General features: G+C 64.6%; 20 protein-coding genes. 13 read left to right on the forward strand and 7 right to left on the reverse strand.

The genetic code is table 11. From position 1 onward, the window contains the following. Nucleotides 1–128 precede the first annotated feature (128 nt). From C0456_RS00690 to C0456_RS00700, 3 genes are all read left to right on the forward strand, one after another. The gene (locus C0456_RS00690) at nt 129–1,415 is read left to right on the forward strand and encodes a DcaP family trimeric outer membrane transporter (RefSeq protein ID WP_291047382.1); all 1,287 of its coding nucleotides are present in this window, start codon (nt 129–131) and stop codon (nt 1,413–1,415) included. 38 nt (nt 1,416–1,453) lie between these two features. Further along, complete coding sequence (gene acs, locus C0456_RS00695) at nt 1,454–3,400, forward strand: acetate--CoA ligase (protein ID WP_291047384.1); 1,947 nt, start codon at nt 1,454–1,456, stop codon at nt 3,398–3,400. Between the two features lie 79 nt (nt 3,401–3,479). After that, complete coding sequence (locus tag C0456_RS00700; protein WP_291047386.1) at nt 3,480–4,457, forward strand: glycosyltransferase family 2 protein; 978 nt, start codon at nt 3,480–3,482, stop codon at nt 4,455–4,457. Between the two features lie 4 nt (nt 4,458–4,461). Here the strand turns inward: C0456_RS00700 and C0456_RS00705 are convergent, their stop codons facing one another. Together C0456_RS00705 and C0456_RS00710 are read right to left on the reverse strand one after the other, a co-directional pair. Further along, nucleotides 4,462–6,093, reverse strand: coding sequence for a stimulus-sensing domain-containing protein (locus tag C0456_RS00705; protein ID WP_291047388.1), 1,632 nt, complete (start codon nt 6,091–6,093; stop codon nt 4,462–4,464). Beyond that, nucleotides 6,093–6,557, reverse strand: a complete 465-nt coding sequence (locus tag C0456_RS00710; protein WP_291047389.1) for a peptidylprolyl isomerase — start codon at nt 6,555–6,557, stop codon at nt 6,093–6,095. The genes C0456_RS00705 and C0456_RS00710 overlap by 1 nt, the downstream gene beginning before the upstream one ends. 118 nt (nt 6,558–6,675) lie before the next feature. Here C0456_RS00710 and C0456_RS00715 point away from each other — a divergent pair, with 118 nt between their 5' ends. Continuing rightward, on the forward strand, nt 6,676–7,152 hold the full coding sequence (locus C0456_RS00715; protein ID WP_291047391.1) for a DUF3995 domain-containing protein: 477 nt from the start codon (nt 6,676–6,678) through the stop codon (nt 7,150–7,152). On the opposite strand, the gene C0456_RS00720 is transcribed toward C0456_RS00715, so the two are convergent. Together C0456_RS00720 and C0456_RS00725 are read right to left on the reverse strand one after the other, a co-directional pair. Beyond that, the gene (locus C0456_RS00720; protein ID WP_291047392.1) at nt 7,149–7,730 is read right to left on the reverse strand and encodes a hypothetical protein; all 582 of its coding nucleotides are present in this window, start codon (nt 7,728–7,730) and stop codon (nt 7,149–7,151) included. The two genes, C0456_RS00715 and C0456_RS00720, sit on opposite strands and share 4 nt — an antisense overlap. Then, a complete protein-coding gene (locus C0456_RS00725; RefSeq protein ID WP_162545432.1) occupies nt 7,702–8,394 on the reverse strand; it encodes a response regulator transcription factor in 693 nt (230 codons plus the stop codon). Before C0456_RS00725 ends, C0456_RS00720 begins: the two co-directional genes overlap by 29 nt. Before the next feature lie 453 nt (nt 8,395–8,847). Between C0456_RS00725 and C0456_RS00730 the strand changes: the two genes are divergently transcribed. Beyond that, a complete protein-coding gene (locus C0456_RS00730) occupies nt 8,848–9,246 on the forward strand; it encodes a hypothetical protein (RefSeq protein ID WP_291047394.1) in 399 nt (132 codons plus the stop codon). 423 nt (nt 9,247–9,669) lie between these two features. Here the strand turns inward: C0456_RS00730 and C0456_RS00735 are convergent, their stop codons facing one another. From C0456_RS00735 to C0456_RS00745, 3 genes are all read right to left on the reverse strand, one after another. After that, nucleotides 9,670–10,161, reverse strand: coding sequence for a CinA family protein (locus C0456_RS00735; protein WP_291047396.1), 492 nt, complete (start codon nt 10,159–10,161; stop codon nt 9,670–9,672). A gap of 21 nt (nt 10,162–10,182) precedes the next feature. Continuing rightward, on the reverse strand, nt 10,183–10,968 hold the full coding sequence (locus C0456_RS00740) for an enoyl-CoA hydratase-related protein (protein WP_291047398.1): 786 nt from the start codon (nt 10,966–10,968) through the stop codon (nt 10,183–10,185). A gap of 484 nt (nt 10,969–11,452) precedes the next feature. Continuing rightward, nucleotides 11,453–12,589, reverse strand: coding sequence for a bifunctional 2-C-methyl-D-erythritol 4-phosphate cytidylyltransferase/2-C-methyl-D-erythritol 2,4-cyclodiphosphate synthase (locus tag C0456_RS00745; RefSeq protein WP_291047399.1), 1,137 nt, complete (start codon nt 12,587–12,589; stop codon nt 11,453–11,455). Nucleotides 12,590–12,709: 120 nt separating this feature from the next. Here C0456_RS00745 and C0456_RS00750 point away from each other — a divergent pair, with 120 nt between their 5' ends. The 8 genes from C0456_RS00750 to hfq all read left to right on the forward strand — a co-directional run bounded on the left by C0456_RS00750 (nt 12,710) and on the right by hfq (nt 23,059). After that, the gene (locus C0456_RS00750; protein WP_291047400.1) at nt 12,710–13,699 is read left to right on the forward strand and encodes a tRNA-dihydrouridine synthase family protein; all 990 of its coding nucleotides are present in this window, start codon (nt 12,710–12,712) and stop codon (nt 13,697–13,699) included. A gap of 2 nt (nt 13,700–13,701) precedes the next feature. Beyond that, nucleotides 13,702–14,760: an ATP-binding protein gene (locus C0456_RS00755; RefSeq protein WP_291047402.1), complete on the forward strand. Its 1,059-nt coding sequence runs from the start codon at nt 13,702–13,704 to the stop codon at nt 14,758–14,760. Between the two features lie 6 nt (nt 14,761–14,766). Then, nucleotides 14,767–16,140 (forward strand): sigma-54 dependent transcriptional regulator, encoded by a 1,374-nt coding sequence (locus tag C0456_RS00760; RefSeq protein ID WP_291047404.1) that lies wholly within the window; start codon nt 14,767–14,769, stop codon nt 16,138–16,140. 106 nt (nt 16,141–16,246) lie between these two features. Continuing rightward, on the forward strand, nt 16,247–18,523 hold the full coding sequence (locus C0456_RS00765) for an ATP-binding protein (protein ID WP_291047406.1): 2,277 nt from the start codon (nt 16,247–16,249) through the stop codon (nt 18,521–18,523). A gap of 13 nt (nt 18,524–18,536) precedes the next feature. Further along, nucleotides 18,537–19,922, forward strand: a complete 1,386-nt coding sequence (locus C0456_RS00770; protein WP_291047409.1) for a sigma-54 dependent transcriptional regulator — start codon at nt 18,537–18,539, stop codon at nt 19,920–19,922. A gap of 24 nt (nt 19,923–19,946) precedes the next feature. Next, nucleotides 19,947–21,320 (forward strand): Trk system potassium transporter TrkA, encoded by a 1,374-nt coding sequence (trkA, locus tag C0456_RS00775; RefSeq protein ID WP_291047410.1) that lies wholly within the window; start codon nt 19,947–19,949, stop codon nt 21,318–21,320. Between the two features lie 3 nt (nt 21,321–21,323). After that, on the forward strand, nt 21,324–22,730 hold the full coding sequence (locus C0456_RS00780; RefSeq protein ID WP_291047411.1) for a potassium transporter TrkG: 1,407 nt from the start codon (nt 21,324–21,326) through the stop codon (nt 22,728–22,730). Nucleotides 22,731–22,810: 80 nt separating this feature from the next. Then, complete coding sequence (gene hfq / locus C0456_RS00785; RefSeq protein ID WP_035597036.1) at nt 22,811–23,059, forward strand: RNA chaperone Hfq; 249 nt, start codon at nt 22,811–22,813, stop codon at nt 23,057–23,059. The last annotated feature ends 4 nt before the right edge of the window (nt 23,060–23,063 follow it).

The following is a 23,063-nucleotide window of genomic DNA, read 5'->3' on the forward strand; positions in this document are numbered from 1 at the left end:
AGTCCCGGCTTCTACCTTGGTCGTAGAACTTTGGTCTTAGCACCTATTGCTAATAGCGCGCCTGCCTCCGGCTGACGATAGTTGCCTCAAAGACAAAAGAAATTCCCGGAGGAAACGCCATGAATTGCATGAAGAAACTGCTCTTCCTGTCAGCGGCTGGCCTGGCGTTGACGGGAACGGCGAGCGCCCAGGCCGCGCTGGAAGACCGCCTGGCCGCGCTGGAGGAAATGGTCGCCGAACTCAAGGCCGAGCTGGCTTCTGAGCGCGCGAAGGGCGACGCCGATATCGTCCGTATAGAAACCCAGATGGCGGCAACGTCTGCTCCTGCCGCGCCGCCGACCAAGACCGATGGCTTCCGGGTGGGCGACGCGACCGTGAAAATCGGCGGTCTTATCGATCTGGACGCACACGTGACCCATCTTGATGGCGGCGTGATTGCCTCCAACAGCATCGCCCGGGATTTCTACATTCCCGGCTCAACCCCCATCGGCGGCGAGAGCACCACCTTCACCGACTTCACGGCCGAATCCACGCGCTTCTTCATCAGCGCCTCCCAGCCGGCCGGGGAGGGCAGCGTCACCGGCTATCTGGAAATGGATTTCCTCGGCTCCGCGCAGGGCAATGAGCTGGTGACAAACTCCTATTCGCCGCGCATGCGCCGGGCCTTCGTCACCTATGGCAACTGGCTGGCCGGCCAGGAATGGTCGACCTTCCAGAACACCTCCGCCATTCCTGAAAGCGCGAGCTTTCTGATCCTCTCCGATGGCATGGTCTTCGTGCGCCAGCCACAGATCCGCTACACCCATGGCAACTGGCAGTTCGCCATCGAAAACCCCAACACCCCCACGATCACCTCCGGCAATCAGGACGCCAACACGCTGCCCGATGCTGTGGTGCGCTATAACTGGAAGGGAGACTACGGCAACGTGTCTCTGGCTGGTCTGGCGCGGCAGCTGCGCATCGAGGAAGCCGGCATTGCGGAAGAAACCTTCGGCTATGGCCTCTCCGTTTCGGGCCTCCTGAAGGTGGGCGCGCGGGATGACATCCGCTTCAACCTGGTGGGCGGCGAGGGCGTTGGCCGCTATGTGGGCCTTGCTGCCGGGCGGGAGGCTGTGCTCAGCCCCGCCGGCGAGCTGGAAGCCATCCCGGCCTATGGCGGCCTGATCGCCTGGCGCCACCCGTTTGGCGAGACTGCCCGCCTCAATATCGGCTATTCCGGCCTCTTCCTCGACAACCCGTCCTATGTGCCTGCGGCGACAACCGCCTCGGTCCAGTCGGCTTACGCCGCGATACTCTGGGATGTGGCGCCGAAAGTCACCCTCGGGGTTGAAGCCATGCACGGCATCCGCGAGGAAGAGAGCGGCGCAGATGGGTCGATTAGCCGTTTCACCTTCTCGACAAAGTATGCATTCTGATAGAAAGGCTCGTAAAAATGGCGGAGGGAATGTCGGCAATGAGCGACCATTCAAAGACGTATCCAGTTCCTGAGGCGTTTGCGAAACAGGCAAACCTCACCCCGGAAAAGTATCGGGAGATGTATGCCGCCTCAATCGCAGACCCGGCCGCCTTCTGGGGCGAGCAGGGCAAGCGCCTGGACTGGATCAAGCCCTATACCATCGTGAAGGATGTCTCCTGGGAAACCGGAGACCTACATGTCCGCTGGTATTCTGATGGCGTGCTCAACGTCACCGCCAACTGTATCGACCGCCACCTTGAAAAGCGCGGCGACAAGGCCGCCTTCATCTGGGAGGGCGACGCCCCCGGCGAAAGCCACACGGTCACCTATCGCGAGCTGTACACCGCCGTCAGCAAATTCGCCAACGTCCTGAAGGAACTCGGCGTCAAGAAGGGCGACCGGGTCACCATCTACATGCCGATGATCCTTGAGGCCGCTTACGCCATGCTCGCCTGCGCGCGCATCGGCGCGGTCCATTCGGTCGTCTTCGGCGGCTTCTCTCCGGAAGCGCTGTCCGGGCGCATTGCCGACTGCGGCTCCGAAGTGGTGATCACCGCAGATGAGGGCCTGCGCGGCGGCAAGACCGTTCCGCTGAAGGCGAATGCCGACAAGGCCGCCGCCATTTCTGGCGGCGTGGTGAAGAAAATCTTGGTCGTCCGCCGCACCGGCGCCAATGTCGCGATGACCGAAGGCCGCGATGTCTGGCTGCACGAGATCGGCGCCACTGTGTCTACCGATTGCCCGCCTGAGCCGATGAACGCCGAAGACCCGCTGTTCATTCTGTACACGTCCGGTTCCACCGGAAAGCCCAAGGGCGTGCTGCACACCACCGGCGGCTATCTCCTCTGGGCGTCGATGACGCATGAATATGTGTTTGACCTGAAGGAAAACGACATCTTCTGGTGCTCGGCCGATGTCGGCTGGGTCACCGGCCACACCTATATCGTCTACGGCCCGCTCGCCAATGGCGCCACCAGCGTCATGTTTGAAGGCGTGCCGACCTACCCCGACGCCAGCCGCTTCTGGCAGGTCTGCGACAAGCATCAGGTCACCATTTTCTACACCGCGCCCACCGCCATCCGCGCCCTGATGCGCGAAGGCGAAGGCCCGGTGAACAAGACTTCCCGCAAATCCATCCGCCTCCTCGGCACGGTGGGCGAGCCGATCAATCCGGAAGCCTGGGAATGGTATTTCCATGTGGTCGGCGAAGCCCGCTGCCCCATCGTCGATACCTGGTGGCAGACTGAAACCGGCGGTACACTGATTGTCCCGCTGCCCGGCACGACCGACATGAAACCCGGCGCCGGCTCGCACCCCTTCTTTGGCGTGCAGCCGATCCTCGTCGATGGAGAAGGCAAGGAACTCCACGGCGCCGCCGATGGCAACCTGCTGATCACCGACAGCTGGCCCGGCCAGATGCGCACCGTATACGGAGATCACCAGCGCTTCGTGGAAACCTATTTCACCGCCTATCCCGGCATGTATTTCACCGGCGATGGCTGCCGCCGCGATGAGGATGGCTTCTACTGGATCACCGGCCGCGTCGATGACGTGATCAACGTCTCCGGCCACCGGATGGGCACGGCGGAAGTCGAAAGCGCGCTCGTCAGCCACGACGCCGTCGCCGAGGCGGCCGTGGTCGGCTATCCGCACGACATCAAGGGGCAGGGCATCTACGCCTATGTCACCCTGCGCGCGGGCTGTGAGGCCGATGACGCGCTGCGGAAAAACCTCGTCCAGCATGTGCGCGGCGAAATCGGCCCGATTGCCTCGCCCGATCTCATCCAGTTCGCGCCCGGCCTGCCGAAAACGCGCTCGGGCAAGATCATGCGCCGCATCCTTCGCAAGATCGCCGAGAACGAGTTCTCCAATCTGGGCGACACCTCCACGCTGGCAGAGCCTGAAGTGGTGAACGACCTGATCGAGAACCGCCAGAACCGCTAGAATTCGCGCGCGGCCATAAAAGCTTTATTATCCCTGTTGAGGGCATAAGCTCGGCATATCCGTTTGCTGAGGGGAGCCAATGGCCGCGCCGAAAGTCTCCGTCGTGATGCCCGCCTACAAGGCGGCCGCCTTCATTGGCCTCGCCATTGCCAGCGTGCGCGCGCAGACCCTGCAGGATTGGGAACTCATCATCGTGGACGATTGCTCGCCCGATGACACCGCGGCCGTTGCCATGGCCGCAGCAGGGGGAGACCCGCGCATCAAACTCGTCCGGGCAGAGCAGAATGGCGGCGTCGCCCGCGCCCGCAATCTCGGCAACAGCGAGGTGGCGGGAGACTGGATCGCCGTCCTCGATTCAGACGACGGCTACGAACCCACCCGCCTGGAAACCCTGGTCGCCGCCGCAGAGACAGCCGGGCTCGATCTGATCGCGGACGATATGCTTCTGGTGCCGTTCGAGGCGCTGATGGGGGAGGGGAAACCCTATCTCGGCCAGCCGGAAGGCCAACTCAAACCGGTGGATCTGCGCGCCTGGTTGGAAGGCAACCGCGCCGGCATCAGGACGCCCATGCTCGGCTATCTCAAACCCATGGTGCGGCGCGACTTTCTCCAGCGCCATGACGTATCTTACGTGCCCGAGCTGCGCGTCGCCGAAGACTGCTGGTTCGTGGCGGACCTTCTGGCGTCCGGCGCCCGCTTCGCCATCCATCCCGCGCCGCTCTACCGTTACGCCGTGCGCCCCGCCTCCCTCTCGCGCACGCGGGGCGGCAATGTCTACACGCTGCAAAGATCTGTCTACGCCCCATTCCTGAAGCGTCATGCGGGGAAACTGTCGGAAGAAGGTCTGCGTGCCGTGCGCCGGCACGAAGCCGCCCTGAAAACCGCCGAAGCCTTCGAGGGCTTTGCCATGGCGATGCGCGCGAAAGACATTCCAAAAGCCATGGGCTGGCTCGCCTCCCGGCCACAGGCGGCGGCCTATCTCACGCGGCCAGTCGCCGCGCGGCTGGAGCGTCTCGCCGGGCGGCTGGGCTATCGCCCCCGCCTGCGCGTCGGCTGACGCGTCAAATCGCCGGAAGGTCCACGGTAAACCGCGCGCCGCCGCCCGTCCGGTTGCTGGCCCACACTTCGCCGCGATGGGTCTCTACAATCTGTTTCACAATGGAAAGGCCCAGCCCGGAATTATTGCCGAAGGCGGTGCCTTTCGGGCGGTCCGTATAGAAACGGTTGAAGATCGTTTCCAGCTTGTCTTCGGGAATGCCGGGGCCGGAATCCTCCACCAGGATGCGGGCCACCGTGCGCGGCCCGTAATTGGTCTGCTCGAGGCGCACTTCCACTTTTGATCCGGGCGGGGAGAAAGAGCGCGCATTGTCGATCAGGTTGCGCAGCACCTGTCCCAGCGGCCCCTCGCGCCCCCGCACCAGCAGCCGCGCGCCCAGCGTCGCATCGGTAAACGCCACATGCACGGCCTCTGAGTTGTCGGAAAGCCCTTCATAGGTATGCACCACATCGCGCACGAAGCGGGCAATATCGATGGTTTCGCTCGGCAGGCGGGTCATCTCCGCTTCCAGGCGGGAGGCGTTGGAAATATCCGTAATCAGACGGTCCAGCCGCTTCACATCCGAGGCGATCACGGCGCGAAGCCGCGCGGCCGCATCCGGGTCCTGCACCCGCTCCAGCGTCTCCACGGCAGAGCGAATGGAAGTCAGCGGGTTTTTCAGCTCATGCGCCACATCGGCGGCAAACTGTTCGTTGGCTTCAATCCGCTCGATCAGCGCCTCGGTCATCGCCTGCAGCGAGGTGGCGAGGTCTCCGATCTCGTCGGTCCGCCGGGTCAGCTGCGGAATGTCCATCCGCGCCGAGGAGCCCGCGCGGATACGGTCTGCCGCAATCGCCAGCCGCCGCATCGGCCGGGCAATCCCGATGGTCAGCAGGATAGACGTCACAAACGCCATCAGCACCGCCACGCCCACAAACGGCACCAGCGCCACGCGCTCGGCCCGGATGATCTCGTCAATGTCGCTGCCTTCCACCACCAGCACGCCGACCACCGCAGACACCCGCTGGATCGGCATTGAGACGGAAATCACCCGCTGCCCCCGGTCGGAAAAGCGCTGGCTGGCGGCCTGTTCGCCCAGCGCGGCAGCGCGGAACTCTTCCTCGAAGGTTTGTGTACGGAGCGCTTCTGAGCTGCGGCGCGGAGAGAAGACGCCGAACACTTCCCCCGCCCATTCGGAAAGATCCCGCCCCGTCCGCGCAATCCATCCGGGTTCCCGCAGCGGCGGCAGCGCGGCCACGTCCACCATGTCGGAGAGGAAATAGCTGTCGGCCACCATCTCGCCCGTCGGCGTATAGATACGCGCCCGGATGCGCTCGGGCAGGTTGAGCCGCGCGATGGCGAGGCGTGCCGCTTCCGGGTTCAGCGCCGGTTCCGGCGTCGTCGCATCATCCGACAGAAGCCCGGAGAACACCTGCGCCTGCGCGACGAGGTCCTGCTTCTTGGAAACCACGAAGCCCGCCCGCATCTCGTTCAGCACCATGGCGCCGACAATGAGAATGGCGAGCCCCGCCAGGTTTGACGCAAAGATCAGCCGCGCAATGCGCGAGCCGAGGAGGGTGGGGCCACGCCTCTGGTTCTTGCGGCGGGGGGTAGCTTTCTCCCCCGCCTTCTTCCCGTGGCGTCCCCCGTCCGACATCAGGCGTCGGCGGCGACCCGCATCTTGACGATACGGTCCGGGTTACGGGGCGGCTCGCCCTTGGCCAGCTGGTCGATGATGTCCATGCCCTCGGTCACCTTGCCCCAGACGGTATACTGCCGGTCCAGGAAGCGGGCATCGTCAAAGCAGATGAAGAACTGGCTGTTGGCCGAATGCGGCGCCGAGGTGCGCGCCATCGAGCAGGTGCCGCGCACATGCGGCTCGGCATTGAACTCGGCTTTCAGGTCCGGCTTCTTGGAGCCGCCCGTGCCATTGCCCTTCGGGCAGCCGACCTGCGCCATGAAGCCGGCGATCACGCGGTGGAAGACGATACCGTCATAAAACCCCTCACGGGCGAGTTCCTTGATCCGCGCCACATGGCCCGGTGCCAGATCGGGGCGCAGCTCAATCGTGACATTGCCCTTGGAGGTTTCGAGAAGGAGGGTGTTTTCGGGATCGGACATCTTTTTCTTTCCTGGCTGGGCCGTAGCTGGCAATCTGGCTATTCAATCGCAGCACTGGCGGCAAGCGCTACCTGCATGTATCATTAAGGCCATTCTGGGTGAGCTGACGAGGATAAACGTGGCGGCGTTGCTAGGCACCCTGTTGGCGGTTGTGCTCGGCTGTCTTGGCCTGCTCCATCTGATATGGGCCGCAGGCCTGCCATTTCCATTCCCCAACGAGCAGTCGCTGGCCCGCTCGGTCGTCGGGCGCAGGGGAATAACCCGCCTGCCATCACGCGCCTCGGTTGCGCTTCTGGGCGTCCTGCTGCTCTGCGGCGCCGGAGCGGCCATCATCATGGGGCATTACGCGGCCACCTTCACGGTTCTCAAATTCCTGCTCGTGCCGGTCGGGCTGCTTCTGTCGGCGTTGTTCCTGCTGCGCGGCCTGGTCGGCATCCTCCCGGCCTTCGAGCGCGCCGCGCCGGAACAGCCTTATCTCAGCCTTAACCGCCGCCTGTATTCGCCCCTCTGCGCCCTTATCGGCATCGGCTTCCTGGTGCTTACCTTCTCGCTGCCCAACTGGGCCTGGCATTTCTCCCGCCTCCTCGGCAGCTAGGCCGTCCCCAGGCTCGCCAGCCAGTCCTCGGCCGAGCGCCCATCAGGCCCCTTCGCCGCCATCATCCCGGCAAAGTTCCAATGGTTGAGCCGCGTCGCGATCCTGTGGTCGGCCTCCCGCCAGGCGCGGTGAACCCCGCCGCCGGTCAGATACCCCACCGTCTTCACCCGGTCAGACCGGTCAGGCGCCTCGGCCACGGCATCCACATGCACCAGGATGCGCGCCGCTTCCGGCCGCCCCTGCCACAGCGCCAGCGGCAGGGCAGGCTTGGCCACCGGGTCGGCGCCGATCAGCAGCACCTCGCCCTCCAGCCGCCGCGCCACCCGCAGCGCGCCATCCGCGCCCCAGCTATGCCCGATCAGCCCCAGCGGCCGGCCTTCGCCCGCCATGGCGCGCGCAAAGTCCAGCGCCTCGGGAATGCGGTAATGCGGGAAATAGCGGACCTGCCAGCCCTTCGGCTCCAGGAGCCGGCGGCGCGCCTGGCTATAGCCCAGCACAAGGCGCGAGGCCTCGTCCGCCGCGCCGCCGATATAAAGCTCCGCAGGCGGCCTATTCAGTGTAGCGGTAGCCGACGCCATAGAGCGTTTCGATCGCATCGAATTCGTCGGTCACTTCGCGGAACTTCTTGCGAAGGCGCTTGATGTGGCTGTCGATGGTGCGGTCGTCCACATAGATCTGGTCGTCATAGGCCGCGTCCATCAGCTGGTCGCGGCTTTTCACATAGCCCGGCCGGGCGGCCAGCGCCTGCAGGATCAGGAACTCGGTCACCGTCAGGCGCACCGGTTTGCCGTCCCAGGTGCAGGCATGGCGGTTGGGGTCGAGCACCAGCTTGCCGCGCACGATGGCTTTCACATCGCCTTCCTCGGGCACCGCCGAGGCCCCGCGCGCCCGGCGCAGAACCGCCTTCACACGCTCGGCCAAGAGGCGGTTGGAACAGGGCTTGCGCACGAAATCATCGGCGCCGATGTTGAAGCCGATCACCTCGTCAATCTCTTCATCCTTGGAGGTGAGGAAGATCACCGGCAGCTCGGAAGTCTGGCGCAGGCGGCGCAGCAGCTCCATCCCGTCCATCTTCGGCATCTTGATGTCGAGGATGGCAATGTCGGGCGGGGAGTCGGTCAGCGCGGGCAGGGCAGACTCACCATCATGATAGGCGCGCACCTGATAGCCTTCGGCTTCGAAGAACATCTTCAGCGAGGCCACAATGTTCTCGTCGTCATCTACCAGCGCCAGTGTCGTCATCGCCTTATCCTTTTCCATGAGCCGGGAAGCATGTTGGGGCTCGGCCCGTGCCGTTACAGGTTCAAACACAGCTCGCGTCATAGAAAAAGCCCTCCTTGTTGCTGAGACCAAGGAAAACAAAGGACTGCGGCGCCCGATTGCCAACATTACGGCAGTTTCACGATTCATTGCGGCCAGAAACGCCGCATTCGTGAACGCGGGCACCTCAACCCTCCCCGCGGGGCGGGGAGGGGGCAAATCCCGCTCGTGAAGAGCTTCCCCTCCCCGAACGCAACACATCCCCTCCCCACCATGGTGGGGAGGGCTAGGGTGGGGCCGCTCTCCACTCAATCCCCCGCCTATCCAACAAATTCTCCCCCAAGCTCAACCAAAATCCCCAATCCCCTCAACCCCTTACAAAAAATCCCCCCAAACCTTGTCCACCCCCTCCGCCACCCATCGTATCCTTCCCGCATGTTCAGCCTCGCCCGCCTCAGAAAGGAACCCGCGCTCGCGCAATATTTTGCGTTCGTGCATCCCTTCTTCTGGCCGGTGCTGATCTGGCAGCTCGGCCGCGCCGTGGCGCAAGTCCGCGCCGCCGGGCGCTGCGGGGCCATGATCCGCGTCATGTGGTGGGGCGGCGTCCGCATCGAATATCTCGGCGACGCCGCGCCGAGCCCCTCCGCCTACAGACCAGTAGAGCCGGCGCGCAAACCGTGGAGCGATCCAAGCTGGTCAAGCGCCGTTCCGGATTTTCTCAGCAGCGAGGCAAGCGCTGTTATCTTCCCCTGCGCCAGCGGGGGAAGTGGCAGTCCGCGCAGCGGACTGACGAAGGGGGCCTGCGCCCTCCCGGCCACCACCGACACTTCCTAGCCATTCCCAAAAACCGAATTCAGCCTATCCCCCGGCCAGCGCCCGCTGCGTCCGGCCAAACCTGCTGCGTGAAACGCTTTCCCTCCGTCCCCCCCCTTCGTCACCCTCGATGGCCGCAGGCCATCTGAGGGCCCAGCTCCCGCCCCAACCCCTGGCACGCGCCTGACGGTCCGGAGATGGGCCCTCAGATGCGCTCACGCGCATCGAGGGTGACGCATCGTCTGAAACCCCGGAAAGCCCGAAAGCCGCCCCACCCCATCCCTCCCCATAGCCATGGGGAGGGGGCAGGTTTCGCCATCGGAGAACTTTCCTCTCCCCACAGAGCAACAGGTCCCCTCCCCACGGAGGTGGGGAGGGATAGGGTGGGGCAGCTCTCCGTCGAAGAAAAACACCGACAAGCCAAAGCCGCTGCGCGCAACAGCCCTACCGCGTCTGCGCCTGGATCAAATTCAGTGCCGCCTCGACAGACGCCATCCGGATCGCGTCCCGGCCGATATCGCCCAGTTGCAGCATCTCGTGCAGCACCGCCCGGTTCTCCCGAGCACACGCAATATGCACGGTGCCCACCGGTTTCATCCGTGTACCCCCGCCTGGCCCCGCCACCCCGGTAATCGCCACGGCAATGTTCGCCCGGCTGCCCGCCATCGCCCCTTCCGCCATCATCCGCGCCACCGGCTCGGACACCGCGCCAAAGTCAGCCAGCACATCGCCGGGCACGCCGAGCATCTCTTCCTTGGCCTTGTTGGAATAGGTCACAAAGCCCCGCTCGAACACCGCCGACGACCCGGCAATATCGGTCAGCAGCGCGGCGACAAGGCCGCCGGTACAGCTCTCTGCGGTGGCGATCTTCAGGCGGGCCCGCTCGGCATCATCGAGCACCAGCATGGCGAGATTTCGTAGGCGTTCTGGAAACATGGTGACCTGTCTAGCGCCCGATCAGTTGCCCGTGAAGACCGGCGTGCGCTTTTCAATGAAGGCGGCGGCGCTTTCCTTCGCGTCGGCGGTCTGCATCAGGCGGCGGATTTCGGTGATTGCCCATTTGCCGGTATCGCGCCAGTCGGGGTCGAGTGTCCGCCGCAGGCCCGCCTTCAGCGACCGGACCGCCTGGGGCGGGTTCGCCGCGATCTTCTCCGCCAGCGCCAGCGCCGTGGGCATCAACTCCTCCGGCGGCACCACCCGGCTCACCAGCCCAATCGCCTTGGCCTCGACCGCGTCGATCACATCGCCGGTGAAGAGAAGCTCACTCGCCTTCTCCCGGCCGACCAGCTGCGCCAGCCGCCCCAGCCCCGGCGCATCGCAGCAGAGTCCTCGCGTCACGAATATCTCGCCGAACTTTGCCGTCTCCGACATCACCCGCATATCCGCCATGATCGCCAGCTCCGCGCCCCAGCCGAGCGCAAAGCCATTGATCGCCGCAATCACCGGAATATCCGTATGCAGAAGGGCATCTGCCGCCGGGGTCAGCCCGCCGGTGTCCTTCGCCTTCGCCGCCCGCTCCGGCGTCACCGGCGCGCCCTTGGAGAGGATCTTCTTCACATCATCCCCGGCGCAGAAGGCGCGCGTGCCCGATCCCGTAATCACAATTGCCCGCGCCTCAGAAGTGCGCACCGCGTTTTCCAGCGCGTCATAAAGCTCATAATCGAGCGAATTCATTGCCTCAGGCCGGTTCAGCGTCAGCACGGTCACATGCCCCCGCTTCTCGGTGATCAGAATATCGTCCATGCCTTCCTCCCGGTCGTGTTTTGCCGGGGAAACTCTCATGAAGGCGGGGCCTTGAAAATAATGCCGCGAGGTAAGGGCAGGGGCTCTTGGGGGTCATCTCAACCCATCCGTCTTCGTCACCCTCGATGCGCGCCAGCGCATCTGAGGGCCCATCTCCGGAACTCTCCGTCAGATCAGGCGGCAATGGCAGGAGCTGGGCTCCCAGATGGCCTGCGGCCATCGGGAGTGACGAGGGACTCTATTGGCGTGATAGGTCGAGCCGATTCACAGCGAGAGGATAAAAATACATAGGTAATAAATAGCCATGCTGAGAAGGGCGTAGATGAATATGTTCTTCAGTATCTTCAGCATCCAGCTTGGTTTCTTTTGCATTTGTGCTCGATACCTCCCCCGCCGAATACTCGAAGATCAAGATCGGCAAATACTTCGTTGTGCGTGAGGCGTAAGGTCTGTGCTGGTATATTTCTCTGTCCGGAGCATATGCTCACCGCCTCGGCACCAGCAGCGCCACAGCCTCCGCCGCAATCCCCTCGCGCCGCCCGGTGAAGCCCAGCCCCTCGGTCGTCGTCGCCTTCACGCTCACGGCATCAAGGGGAAGCCCGAGCAGCTCTGCCGTCCGTTCCCGCATCGCCTCCCGGTGCGGCTTCACCTTGGGCGCCTCGCAGATCACCGTGATGTCGCAATTGGCGATGACATAGCCCTTCGCCTCGGCCAGCCTCTGGGCCGCCTTCAGGAAGAGGCCGCTGTCAGCGCCCTTCCACTGCGGATCGGACGGCGGGAAATGATCCCCAATATCCCCCAGCGCCACCGCGCCGAGGATCGCATCGGTCAGCGCATGCCAGGCCGCGTCGGCGTCCGAATGGCCCTTGAGTTTGGCGATATGCGGAATGGCCACCCCGCACAGGGTCACATGGGTCCCCGCCTCGAACTCATGCACATCATAGCCCTTGCCGATGCGCGGGGTTCCAGCGGGGGCGAGGAGGCGGGCCAGCATGTCGAAATCCTCCGGATAGGTGATCTTGGAAAGGCGGGCCGAGCCGGGCACCATGTCGATGGTCCCACCGGCGGCCTCGATGGCCGAGAGGTCGTCCACAAGGTCGGGCCCGGCAGCGGCGAGCGCCGCGCGGATCTCGCCGAGGCGGAAGGCTTGCGGTGTCTGGACCCGGAAGAGGCCGGTTCTGTCCACATTTGTCCAGTTTTGTCCGCGTTGTGTCTTCAAGGCGTCCGCCACGGGCAGCGCCGGGGCGGCGCCTGACACGCCCGGGTCCTGCAGCCGCGCCAGCAGTTTGGAGATCGTCGCCGCGTCAATGCCGGGCCGCGCCGCGTCATGGATCAGCACGGTGGCGTCCTCGCCCACCGTCGCCGCCGCCAGCCCGCTGAGCACCGATTGCGTGCGCGTATCGCCCGGTTTTGCCTGAAGAATTTTGCTGCTCGCGGGCAATTCCCCCAGCTCCGGCCCGGCGACCACCACCACCTGCGAAATCTGAGGGTGGCCGGCGAAGGCCTCGATCGACCAGTCGATCACCCGCTTTCCCAGCAGGTCCTGCCACTGTTTCGGGCGCCCGGCCCCTGCGCGCTGGCCGGTGCCCCCGGCCACGATGATTGCTACAGCCTCAGTCATGATCCGGCTTGTAAGCGACCCGCGCGCGGCTGGCTACTCCACGGAATGTCCCGAAAAGGGGAATTATTTGCCCATGATTTGTGCGCTTGCGAAAAAATGAAAACTGGGAAAGAAAAGGATATGACCAATTTTAAGGCACCTCGGGTCTGGCTGGCGCCAATGTCCGGCGCAACCGACGCCCCCATGCGGCGGCAGGCGGTGCATTTCGGCGCCCCGGCAGTCGTGTCGGAGATGGTCGCCGGGGAAACCCTCGCCCAGGCCCGCCCGGATGTGGTCCGCCGCACCTGCCGGCATGAGGGGGAAGGCCCTTGGATCGTCCAGCTTGCCGCCCGCCGCCCTGAGGATATGCTCGCCGGCGCCGTACTGATGGCCGAAGCCGGCGTCGATGTGATCGACATCAATATGGGCTGCCCCTCCAAGCAGGTAACTGGCGGTCAGTCTGGCTCCGCCCTGATGCGGGATCTGCCGCTGGCAGGGGAGATCATCGACGCCGCCCTGCAGGGTGCCGGTGCCCGCCCGGTGACGCTGAAGATGCGCCTTGGCTGGGACGACAATAATCACAATGCGCCAGAACTGGCCCGCATGGCCGAGGAGAAGGGCGTGCAGATGCTCACCGTCCATGGCCGCACGCGCTGCCAGTTCTACGCAGGCGCGGCCAACTGGGCCGCTGTCCGCCCCGCCGTCGAGGCCGTGAGCCTGCCCGTCATCGTCAATGGCGACATCTGCGATGTTGCCTCGGCCCGCGAAGCGCTGGCTCAAAGCGGCGCGCATGGTGTCATGCTGGGGCGCGCGGCGATGGGGCGGCCCTGGCTGATTGGCGAGGTGGCGGCTGCCCTTGAGGGACGCGCCTGGCGCAGGCCGGGCCTCAGCGAGCAGCTCGCCAGCCTGTGCGAGCAGATCTCTGATTCCCTTGATCTTTATGGGGTCAGCCTTGGCCTCAAGATGGTGCGCAAGCATGTCTCTGCCGCCATCGACGATCTCGAAACCGACCTGCCGGCCGCCGAGCGCCGGCAGTTACGCGCCGATCTCTGCCGTATTGGGGACGCCGGAGAGCTGATCGCTGCGCTGCGGAAAGTCTATCTCGGCCAGATGCTGGAAAAGGCAGTATAGTCATGAGTACGTTGACAGGTGAGCGGCCCTCAGGTCTCGCCGATCTATCCCCCATCGCGCTGCTGCACATTGACCAGCGCCGCCGCGTCGCGAATGTGAACCCCGCTGCCGAGGACCTGTTCAAGCTGTCGCGCCGCGCCCTTGTGGGGCGCCCGCTCAGCGAGGTGGTGTTCCACGATTCCATCCTGTTCGAGCTGATCGACCGGGCGGAGCGTGATCCCGCCGAAATCACCGCGCCCTCGACGCCCGTTTCCGGCCCGTCGATGCAGGTGCGCACCATCTGTGACGTCCGCATCCGCACGGTCGACGGCGGCAACTTCATCCTGGCGCTTTCCGAGGCGCCCTCGCGCGATTCCGGGGAAGGCGTTGCCGGGGCCGCCGGTTTCGGGCGCATCCTCGGCCATGAGGTGAAAAACCCGCTGGCCGGCATCATCGGCGCGGCCCAGCTGCTGGAGCGTCAGGCCCATGCCGGCCAGGCCGAACTGCTCGACATCATCAAGGACGAAGCCCGCCGTATCGAGCGTCTGGTCAACCGTCTCTCCGCATTTGAGCTGTTCTCCGCCCCCCGGATGCAGCCCTGCAATGTCCATGCGCTGCTGGACAAGGTGATCGCTTCGGAGCGCGCCGCCATGGGCGCGCGGGTGGAATACCGCCGCGACTTTGACCCCTCGCTGCCAGACATGATGTGCGATCCCGACCATCTGCAGCAGGCCTTCCAGAACATCGTCCGCAATGCTGCCGAAGCTGCCTCCGAAGGGGGCCGCAAGGGCGAGGTGGTTCTGCGCACGGCCTATGCCGCCGGCCTTGCCATGCGCCAGGCGCGGCTCGGCTCGGGCCTGCGCCGCGCCATGCTGATCTCCATCGAGGACAATGGCCAGGGCATCCCGCGCGAACACCAGGCCACGATCTTCGACGTGTTCCAGTCCACCAAGTCCGGCGGGCGGGGCCTCGGCCTCTCCATCGTCAGCGAGGTCATCAATGCCCATGGCGGGCAGATCCGCGTCGACAGCCAGCCCGGCGCTACCCGTTTCACCATCCTGTTGCCGCTTTCGGAGGCTTAAAATCTCATGGCCGACAAGACCGTACTCCTCGCAGAAGACGACGCCAGTATCCGGCTCGTCGTGAACCAGACCCTGGTGTCCGCCGGGTATGAGGTGCGCGCCACCAGCTCTCCCGACGCGCTGCAGCGCTGGGTGCGCAATGGGGAAGGGGATGTCGTCGTCACTGACGTCTATCTCGGCGACACGTCGATCTTCGACCTTCTGCCCTCGATGAAGCTCGCCCGGCCGGACCTGCCCTTCATCGTCATGAGCGGCCAGAACACCATCCTCACCGCCGCGTCTGCTGCCGAGCATGGCGCGTTCGACTATCTGCCAAAGCCCTTCGACATCGACGTCCTCTCCAGCCTGGTTCGCCGCGCGCTGAAGGCGGCGCCCGCGCCGGAGCGGGCGATCCATCCCGATGCCCAGAAGGCGGTGGCTGATGCCGGCCTGCCGCTGATCGGCCGGTCGGACGCGATGCAGGAAGTCTACCGCCTGATCGCCAAGGTGATGAATACCGACCTGACCGTGCTGATCGAGGGCGAAAGCGGCACCGGCAAGGAACTCGCCGCCCGCGCCATCCACCAGCTTGGCCAGTCCAAGCGCGGCCAGTTCGTGGCGCTCGACCTCGCCGCCATGCCGCCCGCCGAAATCAACCGCGAACTCTTCGGCACCGATGGCAATGGCGGCGCCGTCCACATGAAGGGTGGCACGCTCTATCTCGATGAAATCGGGGATCTTCCTGCCGAAGCCCAGGCCCAGCTCGTGAAGCTGCTGCGCGAGCCCGGCGGCGCGCGCCTCATCGCCTCCACCCGGCGCAACCTTGGCCGCCTCGTGGAAGACGGCAAGTTCCGGGAAGACCTTTATTACCGCCTCAACGTGATGCGCCTCTCCATTCCGCCGCTGCGCCAGCGCAAGGAGGATATTCCCGAACTTGCCCGCGCGTTCCTGATCCGCGCCCAGCGCCAGGGCCTCGCCGCCCGCACCTTCGACAAGTCGGCGCTGGACCTGATGGCCGCCTATGACTGGCCCGGCAACGTCCGCGAGTTGGAAAACCTCGTCCTGCGCCTGGCGGTGCTGAGCTCGGATTCGGTCATCACGGTGATGGATGTCGAGCGCGAGATGCGGATGGGCGTGGCCGAGCAGACCGGCGCCAGCCTCGGCTTCGAGGCGGAGATCGAGGGGCTGCTGCACCGCTATGTGATGGGCGATCTCGTCTCCGGCGGTGAAGGAGAGGGTTCGAATGTTCACGAATCGGTTGTTAACCGTGTGGAGCGCCCGCTGATCCGCCTCGCCTTGTCGGTCACCTCCGGCAACAAGGTCCGCGCGGCGCAGCTACTTGGCATGAACCGCAACACATTGCGGGCCAAGATCAACGCCCTCGGCATTGCAGAAGACTGATTGACGACACACCGATCTGTGGCTTTAGTGCACCACTGTTGCGGGCGGGACACTGGTATTGTGTCCCGTTTGCAACGGGGCGGGGCCCCAACAGAACCGGAACTGAGTGTCGACTACAGCTAACTCACAAGCCAACAAGGCAAGCTGGGCCCTGTTTGAAGGGCTTTTCATCATCGCGGCCCTGGTCGCGGTGTTTGCGACCTTCATTGCCATTTCCGGCGTCGTTCCGGACGATCCGACCGCCGGCGCCACTCCCTGGCTGCTGGGCCTGAACTTCATTCTCCTGACGGTCCTCGCGATCATCGTGACGCGGGAATACCTGCAGATCCGCGTCGGCAAGGAAGATGGCAGCGGCAAGCTCGCCCGCCGCTTCGTGCTGCTGTTCGGTTTCTCGGCGCTGATCCCGGCGATGGTCGTCGCCGTCTTCATGGGCACCTTCATCACCCGCGGCCTCGACCGCTGGCTGGGCGAGCGGGTGGACCATCTGATGGAGCAGAATGCGGAAATCTTCCGCACCTATGTGGAAAACTTCCAGGCCACCTTCGATTCCGACATGCGCCTGGCGGCGATGGATGTGGAGAGCTTTGCCCGGCAGGTGGACAAGAGCCTTGAAATTGCCCCGCCCACGGAAGATGGCGACGGGGCGATCTATGATTATGCCTCCGCCACCTTCTTTGACGGCCTGCGCTCGGAACTCGCCAGCCGGGAATTCCTGACCATCGCCATTCTCGGCGCCGACGGGGTGGACCTTGTCGCCGAAGCAAGCGTGCAGGAGCCGATCCTGCTGCTGCCGCCCAAATCCGCCTATGTCGAAGCCGACCAGGGCTCGGTGGCGACCACCCTTTACGAAGCGCGCGGCATCGCCACCGCGCTGATCCGCATTTCCGCGCCCACCGACGGATACATCTACGCGGTGAAGGTGTTTGACCGGAACGCCGCGCGTTCGCTGCGCGAAGCCGAAGCGGCGCTGGAAGAATACTACGCCGCCAAGCGCAGCGGCGGGCGCCTGCAGCTGATCTTCGTGATCGGCTATGCCCAGATTGCCGGCCTTGTGCTGCTTCTGGCGGGGCGTCTCGGTCTTGAGGCAGCCGGCCGTGTCACCGGCCCCATCGGGCGCCTGGCCTCGGCGGCCCATACCGTGCGGGACGGCGATCTCAGCGTGCGCGTGCCGGTCACCGGGCCGGTCGATGAACTGCACGCCCTCGGCCACTCCTTCAACGCGATGACGGAACAACTCGCCACCCAGCGCGAAGCGCTCATCCGTGCCCGGAACGATGAGGAAGACCGCCGCCGCTTCGTTGAAACCCTCCTGGCAGAGCTGGGCGCCGGCGTCATGCGCGTGGGCCCTGACGGCCTCATCAGCCTCGCCAACCGGTCGGCGGCGGAACTGCTGGGCCTCACGGGCCAGATGGAAGGCGCGCCGCTGTCGGAAGTGGCCCCGCAATTCGAGCGTTATGTGCGCGACACGATCGAGCGGGACGCGCCGGTGGACGCGACGCTGGACATCACCGTGGGCGGCGAAACCCGCAACATCCGCCTCAAGACGGCCATGGGGCCGGAGGGCGGCTGCGTGATCACCTTCGACGACACCACCCGCCTCGTGAACGCCCAGCGCCAGCTGGCCTGGCGCGATGTGGCCCGCCGCATTGCCCATGAAATCCGCAATCCGCTGACGCCGATCATGCTGTCCACGGAGCGTCTGAAGCGCCGCTATGGGCCGAAGATCGATGATCCCGATGGCGTGTTCGACCGCTGTATCGAGACGATCCTGCGCAAGGTCGACGACATTGCCCATATGGTGGAGGAGTTCTCCTCCTTCGCCCGGATGCCCAAGCCGAGCGTGGCGCCGTTCGACATGCGCCCGCTGCTGCAGGGCGCGATCTTCTCGCAGACGGTCGTATCGCCCGACATCGAAATCGAGATGGAAACAGACCTCGACGCCGCGCCTTTCCTGGGGGATGAACGCCTGCTCGGCCAGGCTTTCGGGAACCTGCTGAAGAACGCCGCCGAGGCCATTGAAGGCCAGTCCGAAGGCCATGATGTGTCCGGTCATATCCGCATCCTCCTGCAGAAGGATGCGCGCGGCCTGGAGATCATCATCGAGGATAACGGCCCCGGCTTCCCCGCCGAGGTGCGCAATCGCCTGCTGGAGCCCTATGTGACGACACGCGAGAAGGGTACCGGCCTTGGCCTTGCCATCGTGAACCGCATCATCGTCGATCATGGCGGCTCGATCTCGCTGCAGAACCGCCCGGATGGCCTGCGCGGCGCCCGCGTGCGCGTGCTGCTGCCGGAGAATGGCGCGCTGGCGATGCAGTTTGAAGACATGTCCACAGAAGAGGCAGGCGCCGAAGGCCGCGTGCCTTACCCGTTGAGTTTGTAGAGGAGAGACGTGCATGGCACTCGATATCCTGGTTGTTGATGACGAGCCCGATATCCGTGAACTGATGGCCGGTGTTCTCGGCGACGAGGGCTATGCCGTTCGAACCGCTGACACGGCGGAACGCGCGCTGGAGGAAGTGCGCTCGCGCACGCCCCGGCTCGTGATCCTGGATGTCTGGCTTCAGGGCAGCGGCATGGATGGCCTCTCCGTGCTGAAATATCTCAAATCGATTGATCCGATCCTGCCGGTCATTGTCATCAGCGGTCATGGCAATATCGAAACGGCCATCGCCGCCATCCGGCGCGGCGCGTTCGATTTCATCGAGAAGCCGATCAAGGCGGACCGGCTGATGCTGGTGGTGGAGCGCGCCATCGAGGCCGCCGCCCTGCGGTATGAGAACGCCGCGCTGCGCAACCGCACGGGCGACGAGGAACGCTGGATCGGCAACAGCCAGGCGGCCGCGGCCCTGCGCGCCTCGCTGGACAAGGTCGCGCCGACCAATTCCCGTGTGCTGATTTCCGGTCCGGCCGGGGTCGGCAAGGAACTCGCCGCGCGCCTCATCCACAAGAACTCTGCCCGCGCCGATGGCCCGTTCGTGGTGGTGAACGCGGCAACGATCGCGCCCGACCAGATGGAGATCGCCCTCTTCGGCGAAGAGGATCAGACCGGCCGCACCGTCCGTGTCGGCCTGTTTGAACGCGCCCATACCGGCACATTGCTGCTGGATGAAGTGGCCGACATGCCGATCGGCACGCAGAACAAGATCCTTCGTGTGCTGACCGAGCAGCGCTTCCAGCGCGTCGGCGGGCGGTCTGACGTGACGGTCGATGTGCGCGTGATGGCGGCTACGACGAAAGACCTGAAAGCCGAGATCGATGCGGGCAATTTCCGCGAAGACCTGTTCTACCGGCTCAGCGTCGTGCCGCTGCGGGTGCCGTCCCTGTCGGAGCGGCGGGACGATATCGTGGAACTGGCCAACTATTTCTGCGAGCGCATCGCCGAAACCTCCGGCCTCACCTATCGCAGCTTTACCCAGGAAGCGCTCGCCGTGCTCCAGTCGATGGAATGGCCGGGCAATATCCGCCAGCTGCGCAACCTTGTGGAGCGTATCCTGATCCTGTCGCCGGCCGATTCCAACCGGCCGATCAGCGTGGACGAGTTGCCGCGCGATCAGGGCCGGGGGCCGTCTCCGGCGGCAAAGGCGGGCTCGGCAGAGCTGGTTGGCCTCTCCCTGCGCGACGCGCGCGAGCAGTTCGAGCGGGAATATCTTACCCTCCAGATCACCCGCTTTAACGGAAATATCTCGCGGACGGCCGAGTTCATCGGTATGGAGCGCTCTGCACTGCACAGAAAATTAAAGGCTTTGGGCATATCCACGGGCGTTCGTCAGGATACCTGAGCCAGTCGCTGAAGGCTTGAAGACATGCACGTTCTGATCTGCGGCGCCGGGCGGGTAGGGCAGGGCATCGCCCGCCGCCTTGCCCGGGAAAAGCACGAGATCACCATTATCGACGAAAGCGCGGACCTGGTGGACCAGGTGTCCATCGAGCTGGATGTGCGCGGCATTGTCGGTCATGCGGCGCACCCCGACGTGCTCAAGCGTGCCCGCGCGGCCGACTGCGAGATGATCATCGCCGTCACCCATTTCGACGAGATCAACATGGTGATCTGCCAGATCGCCCACACGCTGTTTTCGGTGCCGTTCAAGATCGCCCGCGTGCGCGACCGGTCCTATCTGGAACCGGCCTGGAAGAACATCTTCTCCCGCGAAGGCCTGCCCATTGACATGGTGATCTCGCCGGAAGCAGAAGTGGGCGACGCCATCCTCCAGCGTTTCCGCACGCCCGGCACGATCATGAGCGCGAATTTCGCCGGCGGGCAGGTCAAGCTGCTCGGCTTCGAACTGCGCGCCGACAATCCGCTGATCGATGTGGCTGTTGACCAGTTCAAAGGTCTGTTCCCGGATCTTTCCGCCCGCATCATCGGCATCGGCCGGGGAGATGCCATTCACGCCCCGCGCGGCAAGGATGTGCTCAAGCCCGGCGACCGCGCCTACATCGCCGTATTCGATGCCCATGCCAGCCGCCTCACTTCCATCTTCAACACCGAGCAGAGCCGTCTCGATCACGTCGTCATCGTTGGTGGCGGGAATGTCGGCCTGCATGTGGCCAAGATGCTGGAGAAGGAAAGCCATATCCGTGTCCGCCTGATCGAGCGCGACAGCGAGCGTGCCAACAAGGCAGTCGCAGACGTCAAGCGCTCCATCGTCATCCAGGGCGATGGTCTGAACCCGGACATCCTCGCCGAGGGCGGTGTGGACCGGGCAGATTTCGTCATCGCCATCACCGATGATGACAAGGCAAACCTGCTGATCTCAAACCTCGCCAAGCGCGCCGGTGCCAAGCGGGCGCTCGCCCTGATCAACTCGCCCGAGCTGGCCGGCCTTGCCTCCGACATGCGCGTCGACACCGTGCTCGATCCGCGCGCGCTGACCGTCTCGCAGATCCTGATGCGCATGCGCCGGGGCCGCATCCTCAACCTGCAATCGCTGGAAGACGGCATGGCGGAAGTGGCCGAAGGCATCACGCTGGAGACCTCCTCGCTGATCGGCAAGCCGCTCGGCTATGACGACCTCCCCGAAGGCATGACGGCCGCCGCCGTGGTGCGCGGCAATCAGGTCATCATGGCCGATGAAGATGTCATCGTGCGCCCGGAAGACCATCTGATTGTCTTCTATGAGGCCGAGATGGTGCGCACGGTCGAGAAGTTCTTCCGGGTGAACCCGGATTATTTCTGATCCATGAATTATTCGTCGGTCGTCCGTGTTCTTGGCCTGCTGATGCTCATCCTGGCGGGCTGCGCGGCATCGGCTGCCTTGCTCGCCTGGGCGATGGGGGAAACGCAGCAGATCATCTCCTTCGGCGCCACCGCCCTTGGCATTTCGGTCTTTGCCTCCAGCGTTCTGCTGCTCGCGCCAAAGCCTTCCCGCCGCGCGCGCCCGTCTGATGCCCTCGCTGTCGTGCTGCTCTGGTGGTTCCTTTCCCCGGTGGCGGCCGCCATGCCCTTCGTGTTCGGCGTGGCGAACAATTCCATTCCAGCCGCCCTGTTCGAGGCGGCCTCCTGCCTCACCACGACCGGCCATTCCATTCTGGGCTTTCCTGAATCCTCCTGGCCCATCAGCCTGCTTTACTGGCGCGGCATTCTGCACCTCCTGGGCACCTATGCCGCCGTCGTGATGGCGGCCGGCGTATTTGCGGCGATCAATCTCGGCGGCCCCGGCGTTCACCGCACGGTGCTGTTCACCGTGCCTGACGCCAGCTATTTCGACGCCATGCCCCGTATCTGCACCGGCGTCGGCCTGATGCTGGGCATCTCGGTCAGTTTCATTCTGCTGCTGTTGCTGGTGGCGGGCGTGCCGCCGGTGCGGGCGCTGGCCGATGCGGTCAGCGTGATCTCCACCGGCCTCGTCCTGCCGGACGCCGAAACCTTCCTGCCGCCCAATCCGGTGGCAGGTTTCATCCTGGCGCTCGGCCTCGCCATCGGCGCGCTGGGCCTGGCGGTCTGGCTGCCCCTGCGCATCGGCGCGGTGAGGGCGGCCATCACGGATCCCGAAACGGTGGTCTTCTTCCTGCTGATGCTGATCTTCGCCGCCGCCCTGATCCCGCTTGGCATCTCGATTGGGGATAGTTTCGGCTGGTCGCTCTCCAGCCTGTCCACGTCCGGCATTCCGCTGTCGCAGGGCGCCCGCGATGCGCAGGTGCCGCTGACGCTGGCCGTGCTGCCCGCGCTGATCGGCGGCTCGGCCCTCTCGGCGGCGGGCGGCATCAAGATTGCCCGCTTCATCGTGCTGGGCCAGCGGGCGGGGCAGGAGTTCCGCCAGCTTGGCTATCGCCGCTCTATCCTCAGTTTCCGCTTCCGCGACCGGGAACTGGACGAACGCAGCGTCATCGGCGTCTGGGTGTATTTCATCGTCTATGCCGGGGCGGTCTTCTCGGTGATCGCCGTGCTGGCCTTCCTCAATGTGCCTTTTGAGGAGTCGATTCGGCTCTCGATCGGGTCGCTGACGAGTTCCGGCGGCCTGATTGGGCCGGCCACAGACAATCTGGGCCCGGCCGGCCAGCTATTGCTCAGTATTGCCATGGTTTTGGGCAGGGTGGAAATTCTGACCGTGTTACCGGCCCTTTCCCTGAGCTTCTGGCGGGGGTAAAGGGGGAACACCCTTGCGCAGGGTAAACAATGACATTAGCTGCGCAGGGATAAGACAACAAAAACAAGAAAGAAAAACTGATGTCCGCCGATAAGAAGCAAAACCTCCAGGACACTTTCCTCAACGCCGTCCGCAAATCGCGCACCCCGCTCACCGTCTTCCTCGTCAACGGTGTGAAGCTCCAGGGTGTTGTCACTTGGTTTGACAATTTCTGCATCCTCCTCCGGGGTGACGGACGCCCGCCGCAGCTGGTCTACAAGCACGCCATCTCGACCATCGCGCCCAGCGCGCCAGTCCAGCTCTTTGATGAGGAAATGGACGGAGACTGATCCG

The organism is Hyphomonas sp., from assembly GCF_013823385.1.
Classification (GTDB): domain Bacteria; phylum Pseudomonadota; class Alphaproteobacteria; order Caulobacterales; family Hyphomonadaceae; genus Hyphomonas.

Bases quoted from the DNA above. Each gene is read 5' to 3' on its own strand.
- C0456_RS00690 (WP_291047382.1), top strand. From the start codon at position 129: ATGAAGAAACTGCTCTTCCTGTCAGCGGCTGGCCTGGCGTTGACGGGA.
- acs (WP_291047384.1), top strand. From the start codon at position 1,454: ATGAGCGACCATTCAAAGACGTATCCAGTTCCTGAGGCGTTTGCGAAA.
- C0456_RS00700 (WP_291047386.1), top strand. From the start codon at position 3,480: ATGGCCGCGCCGAAAGTCTCCGTCGTGATGCCCGCCTACAAGGCGGCC.
- C0456_RS00705 (WP_291047388.1), bottom strand. From the start codon at position 6,093: ATGTCGGACGGGGGACGCCACGGGAAGAAGGCGGGGGAGAAAGCTACC.
- C0456_RS00710 (WP_291047389.1), bottom strand. From the start codon at position 6,557: ATGTCCGATCCCGAAAACACCCTCCTTCTCGAAACCTCCAAGGGCAAT.
- C0456_RS00720 (WP_291047392.1), bottom strand. From the start codon at position 7,730: ATGGCGTCGGCTACCGCTACACTGAATAGGCCGCCTGCGGAGCTTTAT.
- C0456_RS00725 (WP_162545432.1), bottom strand. From the start codon at position 8,394: ATGACGACACTGGCGCTGGTAGATGACGACGAGAACATTGTGGCCTCG.
- C0456_RS00730 (WP_291047394.1), top strand. From the start codon at position 8,848: ATGTTCAGCCTCGCCCGCCTCAGAAAGGAACCCGCGCTCGCGCAATAT.
- C0456_RS00735 (WP_291047396.1), bottom strand. From the start codon at position 10,161: ATGTTTCCAGAACGCCTACGAAATCTCGCCATGCTGGTGCTCGATGAT.
- C0456_RS00740 (WP_291047398.1), bottom strand. From the start codon at position 10,968: ATGGACGATATTCTGATCACCGAGAAGCGGGGGCATGTGACCGTGCTG.
- C0456_RS00745 (WP_291047399.1), bottom strand. From the start codon at position 12,589: ATGACTGAGGCTGTAGCAATCATCGTGGCCGGGGGCACCGGCCAGCGC.
- C0456_RS00750 (WP_291047400.1), top strand. From the start codon at position 12,710: ATGACCAATTTTAAGGCACCTCGGGTCTGGCTGGCGCCAATGTCCGGC.
- C0456_RS00755 (WP_291047402.1), top strand. From the start codon at position 13,702: ATGAGTACGTTGACAGGTGAGCGGCCCTCAGGTCTCGCCGATCTATCC.
- C0456_RS00760 (WP_291047404.1), top strand. From the start codon at position 14,767: ATGGCCGACAAGACCGTACTCCTCGCAGAAGACGACGCCAGTATCCGG.
- C0456_RS00770 (WP_291047409.1), top strand. From the start codon at position 18,537: ATGGCACTCGATATCCTGGTTGTTGATGACGAGCCCGATATCCGTGAA.
- trkA (WP_291047410.1), top strand. From the start codon at position 19,947: ATGCACGTTCTGATCTGCGGCGCCGGGCGGGTAGGGCAGGGCATCGCC.
- C0456_RS00780 (WP_291047411.1), top strand. From the start codon at position 21,324: ATGAATTATTCGTCGGTCGTCCGTGTTCTTGGCCTGCTGATGCTCATC.
- hfq (WP_035597036.1), top strand. From the start codon at position 22,811: ATGTCCGCCGATAAGAAGCAAAACCTCCAGGACACTTTCCTCAACGCC.